The organism is Anaerolineales bacterium (assembly GCA_019637805.1).
Lineage (GTDB): Bacteria > Chloroflexota > Anaerolineae > Anaerolineales > UBA11579 > JAMCZK01.
Genome location: JAHBVB010000001.1, coordinates 515,545 through 538,053 on the forward strand (window position 1 = coordinate 515,545; position 22,509 = coordinate 538,053).

Consider the following 22,509-nt stretch of genomic DNA (forward strand, 5'->3'; position numbering starts at 1 on the left):
CCCGCTCATCTTTGAAGGTTGCTACTTGAGCGCTTGGGCGATGGCACTAACGTTGTAGCGCATCATATCCAGATAGCTGGCGGCGGGGCCATCCGCCGCGCTAAGCGCTTCGGTGTACAAGGTCACCAGTTGCACGCCGGTGTCTGCCGCCACGCTCTGGGCCAAGCCCGGCGTGATGCTGAAGCCGATGAAGATCACATCGACCTCGTGGTCTGCGATGGCGGTTTGCAGCGCAGCCAGCTCACCGGCGGAAGGCTCGCTGAGCGTGCTGAGGCTGGGAATCAGTGCACCGATGACTTCAAAGTCGTAGCGAGCGGCAAAGTAGCCCAGGGTCTCGTGATCGGTCACCAGCACGCGCCGCTCATGATCGATGCCCGCCAGCTGTTCGGCGGCCCAGCTGTCCAGCGCATCCAGCTCGGCCTTGTAGGCCTCGGCATTGGCTTGGTAGCTGGCCGCGTGGGCCGGATCAGCCGCGCTGAGCGCTGCGGCCACATTGTCCGCCCAGACCTTCACATTTTGGGGATTCATCCAGGCGTGCGGGTCGGGGCCTTCGTGCTCATGGTCATGGCCGGCTTCCTCTTCGTGCTCATGCTCATGGCCTTCTTCGTCTTCGTGCTCATGGTCATGACCGCCTGTGGCCCCAGCCAGTGCGGCTTGTTCTTCTTCAGTCATTGCGGCTTCAATGCCATTGACACCAGCAATGTAGACACCAATCAATCTGGCGCTGGCAACCCACATATTCACCAGTGCCTGGACATCGGTTCCTGCGGGGTACAAAGCAGGCACCCAGACGCCGCTTGATTCGGCAATCTCTTCAGGGCTGGTACTGCCATAAATCATATGGAAATGCAAACTTGCCTCTGCTTCGACTGCATGCGGCGGACTCAGGAGCAAGTAACGGTATTCATCACAGTCGTGATCGCCAGTTTCGAAGACTGACCAAACTTCACCCTCTACTTGAAGTACAGGCGTCGTGCCGGTGTAGGCATAGTCGCAAGCGATGCTTCCTGTTTCTGAGGTGAAGGTCACAGTCTCGGCCTCAACCAAAAAAGTATCGAAACTGGTTGTGTAGCCTTCGTCAAGAAAAGCGCGCACCACATCTTCGTTACTCAATTCCGGTGTGGAAGCGATGATCGCGTCATAGGCAGGCTGGAAAGCATCCGGGTCGTAAGCCGAAGTACTGATCCAATCACCTCCCCATAAACTTAAGTCGCTGACATCGCCATGATCGTGGTCGTGACCGTGCTCTTCGCCTTCATGCTCATGGTCATGATCTTCGTCATGATGGTCATGCTCATCAAATTCCAGGGCGTGAATGCCTTCTGAGGCATACACTACCTTATCGCCCTGCGCATCCAACAGCGCTTGCAGCGATTCTTCCAAACCAAAACCATTGGCCACCACCACGTCAGCAGAGGCCAAAGCGGCCGCATCCTGTGGGGTCGGTTCAAAAGAGTGCGGGTCCGCCCCCGCCGGGATCAAGACGTTGACGGCGATGTGCTCGCCACCCACCTGGGCGACTACGTCACCGACAATACCGGTGGTTGCCACCACCTGCAATTTGCCGGTCTCTGCGGCTGGGGTTCCCGCACAGGCGGACAACAACAAAGCACCGGCCACAAAAAGAACAAATCCTGCTTGCTTATGAAACTTCACGATTCTGCCTCCAAATGATATTGAAAATCATTTTCATTATAATGAGACAAAAAAATATGTCAAGCTAGACTTGACATTGAGTACACACTCCAAAGAACTGCAGCCAGTGCTCGTGGATGCGGAAACCACTCTGCTTCTCCAGGTTGCGGGTGAAGTCCTTCAAGTCATCCCCCTCGAACATCTCCACCCGGCCGCAGTTCTCGCACACCAGCATGTGGTTGTGCCCATCCTGGGCGGAGATGTAGGCATGGCACCCGCCCGGCCCGTGCACGCGCTGCACCAGGCCCAACTCCTCCAGCTTCTCCAGCGTGCGATACACCGAAACCAGGCCCAGCCCTTTGTGCTTGGCGCGCCCGATCTCGTAGAGGTCCGCGGCGGTCAATGAACGTTCAGCCTGCGCCAAAGCATCCACCACTGCGCGGCGCGAGCCGGTGATCCGGTAGCCCTGCTGCTGCAAATAGCGCAGCCACAAACGGCTTTTTTCAGCCGGGCTTTGTTCGGTGACAATCTGCGGATGGGTCATCATCAAAAATTATAACGCTTAGGGCAACCAGGCCGGGGCACTGGCGTCGCGCACCAGCAAACGCGTTGTCCCGCTTGAGCGATCCCAGACCCACACTTCGGGCACGGGGTTGCCCACGCCCAGTTGCATGCGGTGATACAGCAGATACCGCGATTGTGGATCCCAACTCAGGTCAGAGAAGAGCGAGGCCTCTGTCTCGGCAGCTGTCAGGGCAAAGCGCCCATCTGCGGGGGTGACCCAGACCTGGTCAGCCGGGCCTCCATCCGCCGGGCGCACGCGCAGCGCCACCCACTCGCCCGAAGGCGAGAGGGTTGGCATGCTGTAATCCCCATCAGCGGGCTGGGGCTCAAAGAACGGCAGGATATCCTCGGTGGAAAAATCCGCCCGGAAGATGGTGTAGAGCGCCAGACCATCCGCCAGCTTGGTGTCGTAATACAGCATCTGGTCGCCGTCCGGCATCCAGCTGCCCACCACCCCGACGCGCGACGGCAGATAGATCTCCTGCCCGCTGAGCATGTCCACCACCACAATGCGGTTCTGCACGCCATCGTAATAAGCCAAACGGCCCGCTTCCGGCGACCAGCTGGGGCCATAGCCGATCTTCTGCGTGTCGGCATGCAGGCGCACGCTTTGGCCCGTGGCCGGTTCCAGCAACCAGATGCGCGGGGCGCCGTAGCCCTCGCCGGGATTCAGCGGGCCGGGCGCCCGGCTGTAGGCCACGCGCCCGTCCGCAGACCAATCGGGTGCATAGCAGCGGTCCAGGCCGCAATTGAGCACCATGCGGTTGTCTTCGCCTTGGCGGCCCACCAGCCACAGGTCGATCCCGGCCTGCTCGTTAAAGGCCGAGTAAAGGATCTGCTGCCCGTCCACAGAAACGGCGAAATCGAAGACATCCCCTGCCATATCAGTGACTTGGCGCGGGGAGCCTTCCAGATCCGTCAAGGTCCACAGCTCCGCCCCCTGGTCTGAGCTGCGCATAAAGGCCATGCCGGGCGAACGCGTGGTGAAGGACCAACTCAGCTCTTCGGCCAGGACGTGCCCCAAATAGGTGCTGGCCCCGGATGCGAGGCGCACTGTATAGGTTTGGCCTTCTGCGAATGCCTGCTCAGGCAGGAAGTACAGCGTGTTGTCGCGCCAGATGAAGCGGCCGGCTGTCTGCGGCTGCAGGCTGAAACGGCTTTCCACGCTGGCGGCATCCATCGCCTCACCGAAGGTGATGGCGACCGGCGCGGAGGCGGCCGCCGCGGCCCCATCCAGCGGTGAGACGGCCAGCACGCTGACACCCACCTGGTCACCACGCCACAGCACCAGGCCCAGGGCGGCCAGCAGAAACAGAGACAGCGCGCCAACCGCTATATCCAGGCGACTAAAACGGTTCATGGGAACAAATACGGTTGCGGCGGCACGGGCACTTCTTTGATGCTGGCGGCCTCGATCACCGGATAGGGCCGGCCGTCAAACTGGCCCACCGCCACCTGACCGCTGATGTGCACCCAGGCGTTGCTGGGCCAATCGGCGGCCTGGGGAGTGCGCACGATCACGCCCACCGCAAAAGCGTCGGCCACACAGCAGGTCACCGCAAAGCGCCCCACCATGAATTCATCCGCGCCCAGACGATCATCGTGATAAACGAAGCCGATCACATCAGCCGGTTCTCCCGTATAGATAGAGGGATCACTGGCGAAGTTAAAAGTGCGCACCCAGTCCAGCACACTGCGCTGGTCGGAGGGCAAACTCAATTCCACATTCGACCAGGCGCCGCCCCCCAGGCCCGTGTTGGTGGTCAGGCCGCGCGTATCCAAAGCAGAGCTGTCCAGCGGCCGGTCTGGCACCAGAAAACCGAACAGCAGCGGCACGGCCACGATCAAGACTGTCCAATTGCTGGCATGGCTGTGCCCAGGCGCCGCCTGGCGCAACAGGTTACGCAGAGCCGCCAGCCCCAGCAAGACAAACCCGGCCCCACCGAACAGCACCAGCCAGGTGAAGCGGTCGCTGATATAGAAATACAGCGTGCCGGAGAAAGTTTTGTAGAGCAGGTAAATACCCAGCCCCAGCAGCATGACAATTTTGAGTACGGCGTAGCGGCGTGCAGTCATGGCTAGATCCCTATATTGAGATTGATGAAAACGCTGGCCAGCAAAACAAACAAGAACACCAACCAGACAATGTACAAGACAGTCTTGCGCTGAAAGACTTGCAGATAAAGCATCACGCTCTTGATGTCCACCATGGGACCGAAGACCAGGAAAGAGAGGATCGAGCCGCTGGTGAAGCTGCCCACGAAAGCCAGCGAGACAAAAGCATCCACCGTGGAACAGATCGAGAGCAGAACGGCCAAAGCCATCATCACCAGCACAGAAAGCAGCGGGCCGGAACCTACCGCCAGCAAAGCCGTCTGCGGCACCACGGTTTGCAGCAGCGCGGCGAGCAGCGAACCGGCGATCAGGTAACGACCCATCTCGAAGAATTCATCGCCGGCGATGACCAGGGCGCGCTGGATACGCGGCCCCAAGCCCGGCGCAGCCGGGGCGATGTGGGGATGGTCCACACTGGCGCCGCTGATCTGGATCAGCGGCATGGGCTTCAACAACTGGGCCGGGCGCGGCTGCAAGGCGAACACCAGGCCCACCGCCACGGCAATAAACAGGCTGAGGCCAATGCGCCAAAACAAGACCGGCCCCCAGCCATAGGCCGCGTAGGTACTGGCCACCACGATCGGGTTGATCACCGGGGAAGCCAGCAAAAAGGCAATGCCGGTGGCCGGCGCCAGACCTTTGCTGAAAAAGCGCCTGGTCAGCGGGATGACACCGCACTCACATACCGGGAAAATGAAGCCCAGCAAACCGCCCGCCACTGCCCCCAGCAGGGCATTCTTGGGCATCAGCCTTTGGATCGCATCCCGGTCAAGAAAGACCTCCACAAAACCGGAGGCCAGGGTGCCCATCAGCAAAAAGGGCGCTGCTTCAATGAAAATCCCCAGAAAAATGGTGGAGAGCGTATAAAACTGATCCGGGAGGGTAAAACCCGCCACCGCCCAATTTTGGACACCAAGAAAGGCCGCCAGCAGCAAGAGCGCCAACCCCAGCAAACCCAGAATATTGAAAACCTTGTTCATTAGGATGATTGTACCCAGACAGGGCTAAAAGCAAGATTAGCTGGGGCCGGCCCGGCGGCGCGCCACATCCAGCAAACGCTCGAAGCTGTCATCTGCCGCAGCCCGGTTCCATTTTTGGTAGCCGCAGCGCTGGCAGCGATGCAGAATGCGATACTGGCCGTCTTTCTGCTCCACAGCTACCGGAGCCATCAGACCTTTGCAGCCCGCCAGCCGGTCGCCGGGGCTCAGATCCACATGCAGGCTGTGCAGGCAGGCGGGACAGTGATTGGTGTAACCATCCCCCTGCGCCTGCGTCCCACAGTGGGCGCAGGTGAAGTCCTCTGGGCGGCGCTGGAAATGCTTAGCCATACGCCTATTCTAGGCCATGGCGCAGCACATTGGCGATGCTGCGGTCCAGTTTGCCCATCGGCAGGTCCTGCAGGTCCGCCAGGCGAACCCAGACACCGCTCGGAGCCAAGCTGGTGGGAACTTGCTCGACCACATAGGCCAACGCCTGCAATTCCACCTTGAAGTGGCTGTAGGCATGCGTGAACTCGCCCAGCACCCGGCCCTTTGACTTCAGGCCGAAGGCGGCGCGCAGCTGAGCCTGCGCAGGCTGGTCCTCTTGCAGTTCCAGATTGGGGAACTCCCACAGGCCGCCCAGCAGGCCGCCCTCGGGGCGGCGCGCCACCAGCACTTGCTCGCCCTTGCACAGCACAGCCGCTGCCATCCGTCGCAGCGGCGTGGCCGCCCTCACGGCGCGCACCGGGCGCTGCGCCTGCAGGCCAAGTTGGCACGCCTGGCAGATCGCTTCCAGCGGGCACAGGTCGCACTGCGGGCGGCGCGGGCTGCACAGGCTGGCGCCCAGATCCATCAGCGCCTGGTTGTACTCTGCGGCCTTGCCCGGCGGCAGATGCTCCGCGGCCAGCTGCCAAAAGCGTTGCTGCGCGGCTCCGCTGCCCAGAGGCAGATCCACATCGAAAACGCGCGCCAGTACGCGGATGGCATTGCCATCCACCGCCGGCACGTCCAGGCCGAAAGCCAGCGAGGCGATCGCCCCAGCCGTGTAGGCGCCAATCCCAGGCAGGCGCCGTAAGTCTTCAAGGCGGCCCGGCAGTTGGCCGCCATAGTCTGCCAGCACCATTTGGGCAGCCCGGTGCAGGTTGCGCGCCCGGCTGTAGTAGCCCAGCCCCTCCCACAAACCGAGCACCTCTTGCTGCTCGGCCTCGGCCAGGCTGCGCAGCGTGGGGAAGCGCGCCATCCAGCGCTGATAATAAGGCAGCATGCTCTCCAGCCGGGTTTGCTGCGCCATGATCTCCGCCACCCACACGGCATACGGCTCTGGCTGGGTACGCCAAGGCAGGCTGCGCTGGCGAGAGGCATACCAGCGCAGCAGAGGTTCAGCGATCAGGGATTTCAATGCAGAGGCTAAGGTCTAGATCTGAAAGCCACCGCGGGCGGCGACCAATTTGTAATCGAAGTTCTCGACCAGTTCTTCCATTTGGCTGCCCAGGTCTTCCCAGTCGTTGGAATCCAACAACTGGCGGGCGCTGGCCAGGTCTGGCATCACCGCTTCGGCCATCAGGCGCGGCTGCTCGCCATATACGGTCAGCCAGGCTTCACTGAGCGCGACGCCCAAACCTTCCAACGCCGGGACAAACTTGCGAATATGAAACTCGAAATAGTCTTCCTCACGCCCGGGTTGAATGTCCCAAGACATCAGCAGCTTGACCGAGCCGGTCATTGGCTGGCCTCAAGCACCACCACTTTGGTTTCCTGAGGGCTTGCGCCTTTGCTGATCTTCAAAGAAGGTTCGGCTTTTTCTTCCGAGACGCCCATGTCCTGCAGAAAAGGCTTAAGCGCATTAAGCGCGAGAGTGCTGCCTTCCACCTTGTAATGCATGGGGATCACAATGCCCGGCTCGATCATGGAGACCACTTCAGCTGCTTTGCTGGCGTTCAAGGCGTTGCCGCCGCCGACAGGCACCAGCAGCACATCCACATTGCCAATCGCTTCCAACTGGGTCTGGCTGGGCGGCTTGGTCATATCACCCAAGTGGGCCACGCTGACCCCGTCATAGTCCAGGACAAAGACGATATTGCGGGATTGGTTCTCGCCGCGCATAGGCACGGCGGTGATGAAGACGCCGCCAATTTCGTATTCGCCCGGGCCGCGCAATTCCCATTCAGCGCCTTTAACGCCGCTGACAAAGTTGTGACCCGGAGCGTCGTGGCTGATGGCCACGATGTCGCCTTTAAGCTTGAGCGGCTTGAAACCGACGCTATGGTGATCGTAAGGGTCCACCACCACAGTCGGCATGCTGCGCTCCGTGACGCGAAAACAGGAGTGTCCGTACCAGGTAATTTCCATACAAACCTCGGAAAGATCGTGCTATTCAGGGGTACCGGCGCCAGCGCCGGATAAGTTCTGGCAAGGCCTCTCAAACTGCGGGGAGAGGCAACGCAGACGGATTATATCATCGCGGATTTTTGCCGTCCGTATAATAGCGACATGCAAATCCGCAGCACGCCCGGGGCGGCCGTGGAGCCGGCGGCTAACGGCTGGCGGCTCAGCCTGCCCGCCGGTGACGCAGGGCAGTACCGCCTGGCCCAGCTGGACGACTACAGCCGCCTGCCGCGCCGCGCTTTCCCGCACCGCCCGCCCTGCAGCCTGCAGATGCGCGCCCGCGCCGCCAAAGCCCTGCCCGGCACCTGGGGCTTCGGGCTGTGGAACGACCCTTTTGGATTGTCTCTGGGGCTGCGCGGCACACAGGGCCGGCTGCCCAGCCTGCCCAACGCGGCTTGGTTCTTCTTCGCTTCCGCCGAAAACCATCTCTCTCTGCACGATGAGCAGCCCGGCTACGGCGCGCTGGTGGGCGGGTATGCCTCCCAGCTGCCGATCGCCCTGTTGGCCCCAGGCGTGATCGCCGCCCCCCTGCTGGCCTGGCGGCCCGCCGCCCGCCAACTGCGCCGCATTGCCGCCCGCGCCGTGCAGCAGGACCTGCACGCACTGGTGCTGGACACAACAGCCTGGCACACCTACCACATCCTTTGGGACGAAACCGGCCTGGAATTCCGAGTAGACGGCCAAGCGGTATTGCGCAGCTCGCTGCAGCCGCGGCCGCCGCTGGGTCTGGTACTATGGCTGGACAATCAATACGCCGCCTGGCGGCCGGACGGCTCACTGGCGGCAGGCAGCCTGGCCACGCCCCCCGGCTGTTGGATAGAGATCAGCGACCTCCACATTGAATAACCCCGCCCCTCCCCTCACCCGTGTGTGCATTGTGCCCAAAGTCTCTGGTGTAGGCGGCATGGTTTCCTTCGAGGCCAAGTTCCGCGCCGGCCTGGCGGCCCGCGGCATCACTGTCACCCAAAACCTGGAAGATGAAGACTACCAGGCGATACTGGTGATCGGCGGCAGCCGCCAGCTGCCGGCTTTGCGCCGCGCCGCCCGGCGCGGCATCCGCGTGGTGCAGCGGCTGGACGGCATGAATTGGCTGCAACGCAAGACCCGCACAGGGCTGCGCCACTGGCTGCGAGCTGAAACCGCCAACCTGCTGCTGGCCTATATTCGCGACAGCCTGGCCAACCACATCGTCTACCAAAGCCAGTTTGTCAAAGGCTGGTGGGCGCGCCAATACCGGCAAAACCAGACCCCTTCCAGGGTGATCTACAACGGCGTGGACCTGGGCAGCTTTTCTCCCAAAGGGCCTGAAAGACCGCCCAATGATCACATCCGCATCTTGATACTTGAAGGCAGCCTGCAGGGCGGCTACGAGCTGGGACTGGAGAGCGGCACAGCCCTGGCGGCCGGCCTGCAAAGCGCGCTGGGGCAGCCGGTGCGCCTGGCCGTCGCCGGCCAGGTGGGCGCGGCTGTGCGCCAGAAGTGGAACGCCAACAACACAGCGATTGAATGGCTGGGCGTGCTGCCCAATGCCCAAGTGCCGGCCCTGTGCCGCGGTGCGCACCTGTTGTATTCCTCGGACATTAACGCCGCCTGCCCCAATTCCGTGATCGAAGCCCTGGCCTGTGGGCTGCCGGTGCTGGCCTACGACACCGGTGCCCTGCCAGAAATGGTGCCGGACAGCGCCGGCCGCGTGGTGCCCTACGGCGGCGACCCCTGGCAGCTGGATCCTCCGGATATCGCGGCCCTGGTTCAGGGAGCGCAGGCGATCCTGGCGGACCTGGACAACTTGCGCGCTGGGGCCCGTCAGCAGGCCGAAGCCGCTTTCGGGCTGGAGGCCATGCTGGACGCGTACATCGGGGCACTGCATGGCTAAGTTCGCCGCAAAGCTGGGCGTAGTGCAGCGCGTGCTGCCAGGCTACCGAGCCGGCTTCTTTGACCTGCTCGCCGAAAGCTGTCGCGGCGGACTGGGCGTATTTGCCGGGCAAGCGCGCCCCACAGAGGGCATTGCCCAGGCAAAGCAGCTGGAAAAGGCCCAATGGACGCAGGCCCGCAACCTGCACTTATTCCACGGTGGGCTGTATCTGTGCTGGCAAGGCGGCCTGCTGGATTGGCTGGAAGCTTGGAACCCGGATGCGCTGGTGGTGGAAGCCAACCCGCGCTACCTGAGTACTCCGGCCGCCCTGCGCTGGATGCAGGCCCGCAAGCGTCCCGTGTTGGCCTGGGGGCTGGGCGCACCGCCGCTGGCCGGCCCTTTGGCCGGGTGGCGTACCGCCCGGCGCAAGCGCTTCCTGGCGCAATTCGATGGCGTGATCGCCTATAGCCAGCAAGGCGCCGCGCAATACCGCGCCCTGGGGCTGCCCGCAGACAAAATATTCGTAGCACCCAACGCGGCCAGCCGCCGGCCGGCGGGCAAGCTGCCCCAACGACAAAGCCAACAGCCCTTGACCCTGTTGTACGTGGGCCGGCTGCAGGCCCGCAAGCGCCTGGACGCGCTGCTACGCGCCTGCGCCGGGTTGCCCCAGCAGCCGCGCTTGCTGATCGTGGGCGACGGGCCAGAACGCGACGCCCTGGAAGCCTTGGCTCGCCAGGTCTACCCGGCCACCGAATTCCGCGGTGCGTTGTACGGCGCTCAACTGGCCGCCGCCTTTGCCCAAGCCGACCTGTTCGTACTGCCCGGCACCGGCGGCCTGGCCCTGCAGCAAGCCATGAGCCACGGCCTGCCCGTCATCGCCGCTGAAGGCGACGGCAGCCAGGCAGACATGGTCACCCCGGCCAACGGCTGGCGTCTGCGCCCGGGCGACCAAGCCCACCTGCAAGCCACTCTGGCCGAGGCGCTCAGCCAGCCAGAACGCCTGCCACGGATGGGCGCCGAGTCCTACCGATTGGTGCAGGAAACCTTCAACCTGGAGAATATGGTGGCCGGTTTTGTAGCGGCGCTGAACGAGGTGGGCGGCTAAATGCGCATTTTGTTTGTAGCAGACGGCCGCTCCCCCACGGCGCTGCGCTGGATGGACTACTTCATCCCCCGGCATGAAGTGCACCTGGTGAGTACTTTCCCCTGCGAGGCGCTGGCTGGGCTGGCCTCTTTTGAGGTCATCCCCGTGGCATTCAGTGGAGCGATGGCCAAGGACAGCCCCGGCGGGCGCGGCCTGCGCGCCGCACTGCCCGCTGCCTGGCGGGCGCGGCTGCGCAACTGGCTGGCGCCCGCCACGCTGGGTCAAGCCGCCCAGCGGCTGGACGCCCACATCCGGCGCATTCAGCCTGACCTGGTGCACGCCATGCGCATCCCCTACGAAGGCATTTTGGCCGCCAAGGCCGCCAGCTCGCCGCTGCTCATCTCGGTATGGGGCAACGATTTCACGCTGCATGCCGACAGCAGCCCGCTGCTGGCGACAGCCACACGCCAAGCGCTGGCGGCGGCAGAAGCCCTGCACAGCGACACTCACCTGGACCAAGAGCGCGCCCGCGGCTGGGGCTTCAACCCCGAAAAGCCCTGGCTGGTGCTGCCCGGCAACGGCGGCGTGCGCAGTGACATTTTCTATCCAGCTGCCAAGCCGCCCCGGGAACTGCGCGTGGTGAACCCGCGCGGCATCCGCGCCTATGTACGCAATGACAGCTTCTTCCAGGCCATACCCCCGGTATTGGCCGCCCTGCCCGACGTGCACTTTGACTGCCCGGGTATGCAGGGTGAAGCTGAGGCCGAGCGCTGGGTACAGCGTCTGGGGCTGGCGGGGCGCGTGCATCTTTTGCCGCAGCTCTCCGCCGCCCAGTTGGCAGACACTTATCGCGCCGCGCAGGTGATGGCCTCGCCCAGCACGCACGACGGCACGCCCAACAGCCTGCTGGAAGCCATGGCCAGCGGCCTGCTGCCGGTGTGCGGCGACCTGCCTTCGATCCGCGAATGGATCGAGCCCGGGCGCAATGGCCTGCTGGTGGACCCGGCGGATGCACAGGCCCTGGCCGCCGCGCTGCTGCACGGGTTGAAGGACGCCCAACTGCGCCAGCAGGCGGCCGAGATCAACCAGGAGCTGGTGGCGGAACGCGCCGACTACCAAGCCAATATGCTGAGAGCAACCGCGTTTTATGAGGAGATCAGTGGTATTCGCGCTTGAGCATCTCGACAGGCATACCCGCCTCCTGATGCTGGCGGAACTGGATGACGACCTGGCCGCTCAGCGAGAGTACCTTGACCCCCGTTTGGCGGACGGGGCCGCGCCAAGCTATCTCGGCCTGCTGCGAGCCGCGCTGCAAGATGGCACGCCGGAAAGCTTCAGTGAGGCGCTGGCGGGCAGCGCTCTGCTGCGCAGCCACGAAGAACGCAGGCTGCCGGGCGGCGAGCTGATCACCGCCAAAGTGCCGCATACGGCCGCCCAAACCATCGCCGAAGGCGAGTTCAACCGCTATTACATGCGCGCGGTTTGCCGGCTGGCCCTGCAAGGCGAGGGCGTGGTTGAGGTGTATCGAGCCAAACCGGTCAGCAAGCCCCGGCCGGAAGAGGGAGCTGCGCGGCGGGATGCCGCACAGCTGCTGGAAGACTTGCGCACCAGCAATATCAGCGTCAGCGGCTCATTCCCCGGCCCCAATTCCGGGCGCAGCCTGCGCTTGCCGCCAGCCGGACGTTAGTCCAGCTTCTTCCAATCACCATCCGCGTCCTTCTGATAGCCGGCCTTCTTGACCGCCGACCAGGCCACGCGGTGGGCGCGCTCTTCATCCTGGTCGTACTGCTCCCAGGCGGAGTTGTAAGCTTCTTTGTAGATGCGCTTGGCGTGCTTGGGCAGGTTGTTTTTCACCCCCTTGGGCAATTGCGCGATCGTCTTATAAGGCATACATACCTCCATTCAAGACAACGCATCAGACGAGCGGGCATTATCCGCTTGGGTGAGTGCAGGTTAAAAACAAAAAGGCGGGCCGATGGCCCGCCTATTGTTGTCTGCCTATGCAAAGGTTAAGCTGTGGCTTGCGGCTTGAATGGGCGGTTCTTCCACCACAGGAAAGCCAGGAACATGAAGATCACCAGCAACACGATGACCAGCGGCACCAGGATGGCCAGGATGGCTGAAACCAGCACGACGACATCTTCCACCAGGCTGACAAGCCAGTTGCCCGTGCCCAGGGTGCTGGCGGTGACGGCTGGGCGTGCCGCAGTCTTGACCGCATGTACACCGCCCGCCAGGAACAAGCCGGCGATCAGGGCCAGGATGGGGTGCAGTTCACCGACCGCGCCGGAACTGGAGGCGAACAGAATGGCGCCAGCCGCCGGGCGACCGACCGACTGCAACACATCGTTGACCGTGTCCACGGCCGGGATCTTGTCCACCGTGATCTCGATCACCACCAAAACCGCCAACACACCGATCACCCACCAGTTGGTCATCAGATCCCAGGGCTGGTTGAGCTTGATCAGAGTGGTGTATTTGGCAGTCAGCGCCACAATCAACAGCGGCAAATACGCATTCAGGCCTGCCGAAGACGACAGGCCAAAAGCGGTGCCAATGTTGGTCAAGATTTCGATCATTTAATTTAACTCTCCTCTGTCACCAATAAGTACAGCAACAATGTTAACCCTTATACGAGGGGAATCGTTATTGGGTTACAGGAATCATACGCATCGTTAAGACGCCTTTAAAAGCAAAGCGGGCCTTGCGGCCCGTTTTGAATTACATGTGGATGGCTTCGCCTTCCGCGGCGTGGGCCACTTCCATCAGCACTTCCGAGAGGCTGGGGTGGGCATGCACGTTGCGGGCGATCTCAGCGGCGGTCAGCTCGGCCATCTGGGCGATGGTCAGCTCCGGCAGCAGTTCGGTGACCTCGGGGCCGATCATGTGGGCGCCCAGGATCTCACCATAGCGGGCATCGGTGACCAGCTTGACCCAGCCGCCGTAGTCCGCCAAACCCAGCGCCTTGCCGTTCGCCTGGAAGTTGAACTTGGAGACCTTGACCTCGTAGCCGGCTTCTTTGGCCTGCGCCTCGGTGAAGCCGAAGGAGGCCACCTGTGGATGGCAATAAGTCGCCCGCGGCATCATGCGATAGTCCAGGGTGACGGTTTCCACGCCGGCGATGTTCTCGGCGCAGATGATGCCCATGGCGGAACCGACATGGGCCAGCATCAGCTTGGCGGTCACATCGCCCACGGCCCAGATGCCGGCCACGTTGGTGGCCATGCGCTCGTCGATGAGGATCTCGCCGCGCTGGCCCAGCTTGACGCCGGCCGCCTCCAGCCCCAGGTCAGCAGTGTTGGGGCGGAAGCCAATCGCCAGCAGGATCTGCTCAGCTTCGATGGTTTCCTGGCCGTCCTTGCCTGAAACAGTAACCTTGACCTTGGATTTGGTCTTCTCGACCTTCTCCAGCTTGGTGCTGGTTTTGACGTTGATGCCGTTCTTGGTCATGGCCTTGGCCAGCTCTTTGCTGACCTCTTCGTCCTCCAGCGGGGCGATGCGGTCCAGCATCTCCACCAGGGTCACCTGGCTGCCGTAAGCGCTCCAGACCGTGGCGAACTCCAGGCCGATGGCGCCGCCGCCAACGATCACAACCGATTTGGGCAGGGTTTCCTGCAGGATGGCGGGCCAATAGGTCAGGATCTGCTTGCCGTCCGCCTCCACCCCGGGCACGCTCATGGCGGTGGCTCCGGTGGCGATCACAATATCTTTGGCTTTGTGGCTTTCGGCGGCGCCCTTCTTGGGGGTCACTTCCACCGTGTCCTTGGCGGTCAGTTTGGCCGTCCCCCAAATCACATCGATCTTGTTCTTCTTCATCAAAAAGTCGATGCCTTTGACCAGTCGTTCAGAGACCTGGCGGCTGCGCTTGACCGCCGCGCCGTAATCCACTTTGAGATTGGTGAAGCTGAAGCCAAATTCCTCGCCCTTGGTGCGCAGGGTATGGGCCACTTCGGCGTTCTTAAGCAGCGCTTTGGAGGGGATACAGCCTACGTTCAAGCAAATGCCGCCGAGGAATTCCTTGTCCACGATGGCGACTTTCTTACCCAACTGGGCGGCACGGATGGCGGCCACATAACCGCCGGGGCCGGCCCCGATCACAATCACGTCGTAATTTGCCATGTCTTATCCTCTTTGTGTTTCCCAGGGCCGTCTAGGCCCAGTTCTCCAGCGTATATTTGAACGTGCCTAGGAAATAGTCCGCCACCGCGCCGTCCAGAATGCGATGGTCAAAGGTCAAGCTGATGTACATCATCGGCCGGATGGCGATGGCGTCGTGGATCACCTTAACGCGCTTCTCGATAGCGCCGGTGCCTATGATAGCGCACTGCGGTTGGTTGATGATCGGCGTGGCGAACAGCGAACCACTGGTGCCGTGGTTGGTCAGAGTGACCGTGCCATCTTTGACCTCGTCGGTCTTGAGCTGCTTGCCGCGCGCCCGGCCGGAAAGATCGTTGACCGCACGAGCCAGTTCCACCAGGTTCAGCGCGCCGGCGTTCTTGATCACGGGCACGATCAGCCCGTCCGGTTCCAGCGCCGTGGCCACGCCAACGTTGATCTGGCCGTGCACGGCGATGCCCTCGTCCGTCCAGGAGGAATTGACGATGGGGTAAGCCTTGCACGCGGCCACGATGGCGGCCACCAGGTAGGCGGTGAAGGTCAGGTTAACGCCCTGCTGGGCGAAGGCGGCCTTGTTGGCGGCCCGGTGAGCAGTTACCGTGCTCATGTCGGCTTCCATCACCGTGGTGACGTGCGGCGAGGTGTGCTTGCTGCGCACCATGTGCTCGGCGATGGCCTTGCGCACCGGGTTGAGCTTCATTACGCTGCCCGGCACGGCATCCGGGAAGGCCGGCGGGAACGGCGTCTTTGCGGGCGCTAAAGGCGCCGGCGGCGGAACGCGCAGCACGGCCCCGCCGCCGGCAATGGCGGCTTCCACATCCGCCTTGGTGACCCGGCCGCCCAGGCCGCTGCCGGGGATGCGGGTCAGGTCCAGGCTGTGCTCGGCGGCCAACTTCTTGACCACCGGCGATAGGAACGTGGCCATGTTCTGGCCATCGGATTTCGGCAGGGCAGCTGTGGCGGTCGCCGCGGCGACCGCGCCGCCAGACGCGTAGGCCAGCACGTCGGCTTTGGTGATGCGCCCGCCCGGCCCGCTGCCGCGCAGCCCGGCCAGGTCCAGGCCGTGCTCGGCGGCGATGCGCGCCACCAGCGGCGAAATGGGGCCGGGGCCGCCATTGTGCGCGACGATTGGCGCAGGGGCCGCCGGGATGGGCTGCGGAGCGGGCGCAGGAGGCAGGGGTGCGGGAGATGGGGCGGCAGCCGCCTTAGGTGTGGCAGCTGGCGGCGCTTTGGCCGCAGGGGCAGGAGCCTCGCCGCCCTCCAGCGCTTCGCCCGGCTGGCCGATCCAGGCCAGCACGGCGTTCACCGGAGCGGTAGCGCCTTCGTCCACCACCACCTTCAGAACCGTGCCGCTGACCGGGCTGGGGATCTCGGTGTCCACCTTGTCGGTGTTGACTTCCACCAGCGGATCGTACTCTTTGACCTCGTCGCCCTCGCGTTTGAGCCAGCGGGTCACGGTGGCCTCGATCACGCCTTCGCCCATTTGCGGCAGGGTCACTTTAACAGCCATGCATCACCCTCCGGTTAGCTCTTCTCAAACAGTCCGTCGGCAATAATTTCGACCACGTCACGCACCAGCAGGTTGGGCGCCTCAGCCTTGGCGGCATCACTGAGCATCACCATGCAGAAGGGGCAGCCCACCGCCAGGGTTTGGGCGCCGACCTCTTGGGCCTGGCGGATGCGCTCGCTGCTCACCCGGCTGGTGCCGTGCTCTTCTTCCTTCCACATCTGGGCGCCGCCGGCGCCGCAGCAGAAGGATTGCTTGCCATGCTTGACCATCTCAACCAGGTCCACATCCACGGCATTCAGCACATTGCGCGGCTCCACCACCACGCCGTTCTGGCGACCCAGATAGCAGGGGTCGTGCAGGGCCATTTGGGTGGCGGGACCGGCTTTGACCTCAAGCCGGCCATTTTTGATCAGCTCATCAATGAATTCGGTGTGGTGTACCACCTCGTAATTGCCGCCGAACTGCGGGTACTCGTTGGCCAGGGTGTGCAGGCAGTGCGGGCAGGTGGTCAGGATGCGCTTGGGCGCCACCGCGTTCAGCATTTCTACGTTGGCGTTGGCTAGTTCATTGAACAGGAACTCGTTGCCGGCGCGGCGGGCCGAGTCGCCGGTGCATTGTTCCTGGTTGCCCAGCACGGCGTAACTGACGCCGGCGGCTTCCAGGATCTGCACCATAGCCTGGGCCGTCTTCTGGGCGCGCGCATCGGTGGAGGGGGCACAACCCACCCACCACAGCAATTCGGGCTCGGCATTCTGTTCCACCGTGGGCACATTCAAGCCTTCGGCCCACTTCATGCGCTCGCTGGGCGGCACGTTCCACGGGTTAACGCTGCGCTCCATGCCGCGGAAAGCCACCTGCCAGGGTTCAGGGGCCTTGTTCTCCATCAGCACCATGCTGCGGCGGATGTCCATGATGTCGCGCATCGGGTCATTGCCCACCGGGCAAATGTCGGTGCAGGCGCCGCAGGCGGTGCAGGCCAGCACGGCTTCCTCGGTGATCGCAAATTCCAGCAGGGTCTTGGTGCTGGCCTCGCTGTTGGCCAGGCGGGCGCCTTCTTCATTGATGAAATAGCGCTTATTGACCTCCAGCGCCGCCGGGGAAAGCACCTTGCCGGTGGTGTAGGCCGGGCAGGCATCCTGACAGCGGTTGCACATGATGCAGGCATAGGCATCCATGATCTGGTGCCAGGCAAAGTCTTCCAGGCGGGCCGCGCCAAACTGCTCAATAGACGGGTCGTCGAAGTTGAGCTTCTCCAGCTGACCGGGCGAGGGACGTTCCGGGCGCAGCAGGAAATTCAGCGGAGCCATGAAGATGTGGATGTGCTTGGAATACAGGAAATACGGGAAGAAGGCCATGATCAGGCCGATGGCCAGCCAAAAGCCGACATGCTCGCCCACCACCAGCGCGGCCGGCGACCAGCCGGCCCACAGCCCCGCCGCAGCGCTGGCCAGCGGCTGCCAGGGGTCGGCGCCGTGCAGGGCCAGCTTAAAGCTGGCCGCCAGCAGGCGGCCGCCCAAGTGCAATACGATGAACAAGCCCACGATCAGCGAATCACGAGCGATGCCTTCACGCGCCTTGGGGTGCACCAGCGTGCTCTCACGGATACGCAGGGCCGGGGTGCGCAGCACAAAGCGGCGGGCCAGCAAAGCGAGCATGCCGGCGATGCCGGTGACGGTCAGCCCATCCGCCAACAGGCGGTACACGTTGCCCAGTCCACCTTCTCCCAAGAAAACGAAGTTAGGGACAAAAGCTTCCAGGACGTCGCCAATGTTGACCAGCAGGTAGAACATGAAGGCCCAGACCACCATGGCGTGCAGCAGGCTGGCCAGCAGGCGTTTACGCCAGGTGGGAGTGAGCGCCACGGTCTTGACGCCCACTTCCAGCAGGCGCTTAGGGATCAGTTTCCAGTCCGGTTTGCCGTGGCCGCGGCCGATGATGCGCACAATGCGCTGCACAGCCCGAGCCACCAGCGCCAGGGTGGTGAGGGCCGCCAAAACAAAGACGATTTTTTCAATTAAGGTCAGCATGGCGGGGTTTAAAATCGAGTTTACCATAGACGAAAACAGCGGCCTGAGGCCGCTGTTTTAGGTCATTGCGAGAAAACCCGGCAAAGCCAGGGTCGCCGAAGCAATCTACGGCGCCCCCGCCCCGTAGGCGAATTCCTCATCGGTGGGCGTGCGCCCGGACGGGTCGTGGACATAGACCCAGTCGCCTACATCCGCCCATTGGTAGACCCAGTGGGCATCGCCCAGCGAGAGATTGACGCAGCCGTGGGAGCCCTGGTAGCCGAAGAACTGCTTTTGCCGCCAGTAGGCGCCGTGGATGGCGCGGGCCTGGTCGTAATACAAGGTCCAGGGCACTTCGGCCAAGTAATAGTAGCCGCCGGCGCCGCCGGAGAAGTCGCCGCTCATCGGCGTGCTGTCGTGCTTCTCGTACACTTGGAACACGCCGGGGCGGGTCCACAACCCGTCCAGCCCTGTGGCGATCAGAGTGGCAAAGACCAGCTCAGAGTTCTCGTAGACAGAAAGGGACTGCTGGTCAAGATTGATCTCGATCCAGCGGCCATTGTCCACCCCTTGCGGCGCTTGGGTATTGGGGAAGACCAGGCGCATTTGCAGCGAGTTCAGCCACAGGTCCGGGCCGACCAGGTACCACTTGAGATCGCCCACCTGTTGAATATCAAAGACTTCGATCACGTCGTAGGCGGCAAACGTACTGCCGGAGCGCGGGGCGCGCAGATCAGCACCGGTGTAGGCGTTGAACGGCGCAGTTTCGCCGCCGGCAAATTCCAGCACCCAGCCAAAGGGGCGTTCTGGTGTGGACTTGAACTCCAGCCCCATGGCAAAGCGGCGCACTTGCACAGGGGAAAGGTCGCTGCGGCGCATCCAGCCCAGGTCGGTGAAGTACACTCCGCCCCCGTCCTGGATCGATGTGTAGGCGACATAGTGCGGGCTGCTGCCGGCCTTAACGAAGCTGGTGGGGTTGCTGTTGGCGGCCGCGTCCGCCGCACTGGCAAACACAGGACGCTGCAGCACCTGGCCGGCTTCATTCATCGTATTGACGATGGCATAGTTCACATTGCTTTCGCTCAGAGACTGGTCAACCAGCGTGGCGGAAAGCGGTTTGAGCGGCAAAGAAATGCCCATTTCCGCCAGGCGGGCCAGGTAGGCCGCCGAACCGTAAGGGAGGCAGTCAGTTTGCGCTTGGGGGGCAAAGGTTTCCGGCAGACACAACGGCGCATCCGCTGCGGGGGCGGCGGATGCCGGAACAGCCAGCACAGAGAGCAGAAGAGCCAGAATCAAAGAGGCGAAGCGGCGGGATTTCATGGGGAAATTATAGCCGCCGTCCTGGCGGCTGGGATTAAGCCGTATATTAAGGCAGGCTCAGCCTTCGGCTGCCAAGCGCACCCGGCTGACAAAAGCCAAGGCCAGCAGGTTGCCCGCCACCGCAGCCAACACCACGAACCAAAAGCCCCAGCCAAACAGGGCAGGCACCAACAGGCTGGCCAGCGCCCGGCTGACGGAGGCGCTGGTGAAGAAGCCCGCCATCATCGTCGTACGCGCCTGCGGCATAACCTCGGTCATCAACGGGATGGCGCTGACGATGAAGAACTCGAAGCTGATGTAAAACAAGAACAGCGCCACCTGAGCCGCCAGCAGGCTCATGCCGCCTGCCACAGGCAGGGCGATCACCGCCAAGCAATTGGCCAGCAGGCCCAACACGATCGCCCGGCGCTTCCCCAGGCGGTCAGTGAATGCAGCCACCAGTCCCTCGCCGCTCAGTTCGGCGGCCCCCAGGATAGCCGCAGTGGTGCCCAGAGCCAGCAGGCGCAGGGCGAAACGCTCCTCGAGCCAAATGCTAAAAGTGAGATTGATGAACTCGTTGGCCACACAGGAAAAGAAGGTCAGTCCCAAAGCTGCCAAAGCCGGTTTAGAGGCCAGCAATTCTCTGAGCAGATTGGGCCGCTGGGCAGGACGCGGCGGGTCTGCCGGGAGACTTTTGTAAAAGATGATCGTGGCCAGCAAAGCCAATCCGCCCAACAAATAGAATGGGCTTATCCAGCCCCGCTCAGCAATGATCCAACCGACCAGCGGCATGCCAAGCAGAAAGGCGCCAGACCAGCTGAATTCCGTGACAGTCAGAAACACACTGCGCCGGCTGTAGGGCACTCGGTCGGCAATGTAGGCCTGCATGGTCGGGTCAAAGGTGATCTTGCCCAGCGCAGAAAGGATCAGGGCAAGCACGAATGTGGGGAAACTGGGCCACAGCACCACTGCGCTCATACCCGCCAGGAAGGTCAACTGGCCCAGCAGCATACCGGCCTTGCGCCCGCGCAGGTCACCTTGCGCGGCCAGCAGCGGCCCCAGCAGGCCGGCCACCAGGGAGCGTAAGCCGACGGCGTAGGTCAGTGAATCCAAGGGCACCCCCAACCCATCTCGGAAGACGCCCAGGAAGGGGTAGACCATGCGATAGGCCGTGCTGACCACAGTGCGAATCAGCGTAAACAGGGCCAGTTGCCAGCCCAGGGCAGAGGGTTTCATTAGTCGATGAACCTCAAAAAGCTAGGACTTGAGCATGGGGATCTTAACCCCATGCTGGTGGGCGAAGTCAATCGCCTCGCGGTAGCCGGCGTCAGCATGGCGCACCACACCCATGCCAGGGTCGCTGGTCAGCACGCGCTCAATGCGCTTGGCGGCTTCAGGCGTGCCGTCGGCCACGATCACCTGGCCGGCGTGCTGGCTGTAGCCGATGCCCACGCCGCCGCCGTGGTGGAAAGACACCCAGGTGGCGCCGCCGACCGCGTTGACCAGCGCGTTGAGGATCGGCCAGTCGCTGACCGCATCGGTGCCGTCCTGCATGCCTTCGGTCTCACGGTTGGGCGAAGCCACCGAGCCTGAGTCCAAGTGGTCCCGGCCGATCACGATCGGCGCGCTCAATTCGCCGCTGGTCACCATCTCATTGAAGCGCAAGCCGGCCTTGGCACGCTCGCCATAACCCAGCCAGCAAATGCGGGCGGGCAGACCCTGGAAGGGAATGCGCTCGCGCGCCAGCTTTAGCCAGCGCTGTAAGTGCTGATCCTCAGGGAACAGCTCGGCGATGGCGGCATCCGTCTTATAAATGTCCTCCGGGTCGCCGCTGAGCGCCACCCAGCGGAACGGTCCTTTGCCCTCGCAAAACAGCGGGCGAATGTAGGCCGGCACAAAGCCGGGGAAATCAAAGGCATTCTGGACGCCATAGTCCAGAGCGCGCTGGCGCAGGTTGTTGCCGTAATCGAAGACCTCGCTGCCGCGCTGCTGGAAACCCAGCATGGCCTCCACATGGCGGGCCATGCTGGCCTGTGAGCGGCGCTCAAATTCGGCCGGGTCGCTGCTGCGCAGCGCATCGGCCTCGGAGAGGGTCATACCTGCCGGGATATAAGCGAGCATATCGTGAGCCGGGGTTTGGTCAGTGACCACGTCTGGGACGATGCCGCGCGCCAGCAATTCCGGGAAGATCTCAGCCGCGTTGCCAATCAAGCCGATCGAGCGCGGCTGGCCAGCCTGCACGGATTCTTCGACCAAGGTCATGGCCTCTTCCAGCGTGTCCACCACAGCGTCGATGTAGCCGATCTCGCGTCGGCGGTGCGCCCGGGCCGGGTCCACCTCCACCACCAGGGCCACGCCTTCGTTCATGGTGACCGCCAGCGGCTGGGCGCCGCCCATGCCGCCCAGACCGGCGGTAAGCACGAACTTGCCGCGCAGCGAAGGCCAGCCGCGCTGCTGGGCCAGCGAGCCGAGCGTCTCGTATGTGCCCTGCAGAATGCCCTGCGTGCCAATATAGATCCACGAACCGGCGGTCATCTGGCCGTACATCATCAAGCCCTTGGCGGCCAGGTCGTCGAAATGCTGCTGGGTGGCCCAGTGCGGCACTAGGTTGGAATTGGCGATCAGCGCCCGCGGCGCATCCGCGTGCGTGCGGAAGACGGCCACCGGCTTGCCAGACTGCACCAGCAAGGTTTCGTCCGGCTGCATGGTACGCAATGTCTCGAGAATCGCGTCGAAAGCTTCCCAGGAGCGGGCGACCTGGCCACGGCCGCCATACACCACCAGATCTTCGGGACGTTCGGCCACCTCGGGGTCCAGGTTGTTTTGCAGCATGCGATAGACGGCTTCGATCAGCCAATTTTGGCAGTGCAACTCAATGCCGCGCGGGGAGCGGATTACTCGGGGTGTATTCATCAATTGTCCTTTGCTGGTGCCAGCGCCAGTGTACTGCATAACCTTGGCGG

At 63.1% G+C, this 22,509-nt stretch carries 22 protein-coding genes; 5 read left to right on the plus strand and 17 right to left on the minus strand.

Annotation, left to right across the window (positions count from 1 at the left end; genetic code table 11):
* Positions 1-21: 21 nt before the first annotated feature.
* The 9 genes from KF885_02475 to KF885_02515 form a co-directional block, all read right to left on the minus strand.
* Positions 22-1,656 carry a zinc ABC transporter substrate-binding protein gene (locus KF885_02475; GenBank protein MBX3048017.1) on the minus strand — a complete coding sequence of 545 codons (1,635 nt, stop codon included), beginning with the start codon at positions 1,654-1,656 and terminating at the stop codon, positions 22-24.
* Between the two features lie 64 nt (positions 1,657-1,720).
* The gene (locus tag KF885_02480; GenBank protein MBX3048018.1) at positions 1,721-2,179 is read right to left on the minus strand and encodes a transcriptional repressor; all 459 of its coding nucleotides are present in this window, start codon (positions 2,177-2,179) and stop codon (positions 1,721-1,723) included.
* Between the two features lie 18 nt (positions 2,180-2,197).
* Positions 2,198-3,559, minus strand: coding sequence for an Ig-like domain-containing protein (locus KF885_02485; GenBank protein ID MBX3048019.1), 1,362 nt, complete (start codon positions 3,557-3,559; stop codon positions 2,198-2,200).
* Positions 3,556-4,275, minus strand: a complete 720-nt coding sequence (locus KF885_02490) for a TIGR03943 family protein (GenBank protein ID MBX3048020.1) — start codon at positions 4,273-4,275, stop codon at positions 3,556-3,558. Before KF885_02490 ends, KF885_02485 begins: the two co-directional genes overlap by 4 nt.
* Before the next feature lie 2 nt (positions 4,276-4,277).
* Positions 4,278-5,294, minus strand: coding sequence for a permease (locus KF885_02495; protein MBX3048021.1), 1,017 nt, complete (start codon positions 5,292-5,294; stop codon positions 4,278-4,280).
* 36 nt (positions 5,295-5,330) lie between these two features.
* Positions 5,331-5,642: an RNHCP domain-containing protein gene (locus tag KF885_02500; protein MBX3048022.1), complete on the minus strand. Its 312-nt coding sequence runs from the start codon at positions 5,640-5,642 to the stop codon at positions 5,331-5,333.
* 4 nt (positions 5,643-5,646) lie between these two features.
* A complete protein-coding gene (gene mutY / locus KF885_02505) occupies positions 5,647-6,693 on the minus strand; it encodes an A/G-specific adenine glycosylase (protein MBX3048023.1) in 1,047 nt (348 codons plus the stop codon).
* A gap of 15 nt (positions 6,694-6,708) precedes the next feature.
* Positions 6,709-7,017: a hypothetical protein gene (locus tag KF885_02510; GenBank protein MBX3048024.1), complete on the minus strand. Its 309-nt coding sequence runs from the start codon at positions 7,015-7,017 to the stop codon at positions 6,709-6,711.
* Positions 7,014-7,643 carry an MBL fold metallo-hydrolase gene (locus KF885_02515; GenBank protein MBX3048025.1) on the minus strand — a complete coding sequence of 210 codons (630 nt, stop codon included), beginning with the start codon at positions 7,641-7,643 and terminating at the stop codon, positions 7,014-7,016. The genes KF885_02510 and KF885_02515 overlap by 4 nt, the downstream gene beginning before the upstream one ends.
* Before the next feature lie 141 nt (positions 7,644-7,784).
* Between KF885_02515 and KF885_02520 the strand changes: the two genes are divergently transcribed.
* Genes KF885_02520 through KF885_02540 form a run of 5 tightly spaced genes read left to right on the plus strand, consistent with a single transcriptional unit; the run spans position 7,785 to position 12,302 of the window.
* Positions 7,785-8,525 carry a family 16 glycosylhydrolase gene (locus tag KF885_02520; protein MBX3048026.1) on the plus strand — a complete coding sequence of 247 codons (741 nt, stop codon included), beginning with the start codon at positions 7,785-7,787 and terminating at the stop codon, positions 8,523-8,525.
* 31 nt (positions 8,526-8,556) lie between these two features.
* On the plus strand, positions 8,557-9,552 hold the full coding sequence (locus KF885_02525) for a glycosyltransferase family 4 protein (GenBank protein MBX3048027.1): 996 nt from the start codon (positions 8,557-8,559) through the stop codon (positions 9,550-9,552).
* Positions 9,545-10,636, plus strand: a complete 1,092-nt coding sequence (locus tag KF885_02530) for a glycosyltransferase (GenBank protein ID MBX3048028.1) — start codon at positions 9,545-9,547, stop codon at positions 10,634-10,636. The genes KF885_02525 and KF885_02530 overlap by 8 nt, the downstream gene beginning before the upstream one ends.
* Positions 10,637-11,791 carry a glycosyltransferase family 4 protein gene (locus tag KF885_02535; protein ID MBX3048029.1) on the plus strand — a complete coding sequence of 385 codons (1,155 nt, stop codon included), beginning with the start codon at positions 10,637-10,639 and terminating at the stop codon, positions 11,789-11,791. It abuts the gene before it with no gap.
* A complete protein-coding gene (locus tag KF885_02540; protein ID MBX3048030.1) occupies positions 11,775-12,302 on the plus strand; it encodes a hypothetical protein in 528 nt (175 codons plus the stop codon). Before KF885_02535 ends, KF885_02540 begins: the two co-directional genes overlap by 17 nt.
* Here KF885_02540 and KF885_02545 read toward each other — a convergent pair.
* From KF885_02545 to hutU, 8 genes are all read right to left on the minus strand, one after another.
* Positions 12,299-12,505 (minus strand): ChaB family protein, encoded by a 207-nt coding sequence (locus tag KF885_02545; GenBank protein MBX3048031.1) that lies wholly within the window; start codon positions 12,503-12,505, stop codon positions 12,299-12,301. The genes KF885_02540 and KF885_02545 overlap by 4 nt on opposite strands.
* A 119-nt stretch (positions 12,506-12,624) precedes the next feature.
* Positions 12,625-13,194: a DUF4126 domain-containing protein gene (locus KF885_02550; protein MBX3048032.1), complete on the minus strand. Its 570-nt coding sequence runs from the start codon at positions 13,192-13,194 to the stop codon at positions 12,625-12,627.
* Positions 13,195-13,336: 142 nt separating this feature from the next.
* Complete coding sequence (lpdA, locus tag KF885_02555) at positions 13,337-14,734, minus strand: dihydrolipoyl dehydrogenase (GenBank protein MBX3048033.1); 1,398 nt, start codon at positions 14,732-14,734, stop codon at positions 13,337-13,339.
* Between the two features lie 31 nt (positions 14,735-14,765).
* Entirely contained in the window at positions 14,766-16,241 is a 1,476-nt protein-coding gene (locus KF885_02560; protein MBX3048034.1) for a 2-oxo acid dehydrogenase subunit E2, read from the minus strand.
* A 14-nt stretch (positions 16,242-16,255) separates the two neighbouring features.
* A complete protein-coding gene (locus KF885_02565) occupies positions 16,256-18,268 on the minus strand; it encodes a 4Fe-4S dicluster domain-containing protein (protein ID MBX3048035.1) in 2,013 nt (670 codons plus the stop codon).
* A gap of 105 nt (positions 18,269-18,373) precedes the next feature.
* Positions 18,374-19,567: a L,D-transpeptidase gene (locus KF885_02570; GenBank protein MBX3048036.1), complete on the minus strand. Its 1,194-nt coding sequence runs from the start codon at positions 19,565-19,567 to the stop codon at positions 18,374-18,376.
* 57 nt (positions 19,568-19,624) lie between these two features.
* The gene (locus KF885_02575; protein ID MBX3048037.1) at positions 19,625-20,782 is read right to left on the minus strand and encodes an MFS transporter; all 1,158 of its coding nucleotides are present in this window, start codon (positions 20,780-20,782) and stop codon (positions 19,625-19,627) included.
* Between the two features lie 21 nt (positions 20,783-20,803).
* Entirely contained in the window at positions 20,804-22,459 is a 1,656-nt protein-coding gene (gene hutU / locus KF885_02580) for a urocanate hydratase (GenBank protein ID MBX3048038.1), read from the minus strand.
* Between the last annotated feature and the right edge of the window lie 50 nt (positions 22,460-22,509).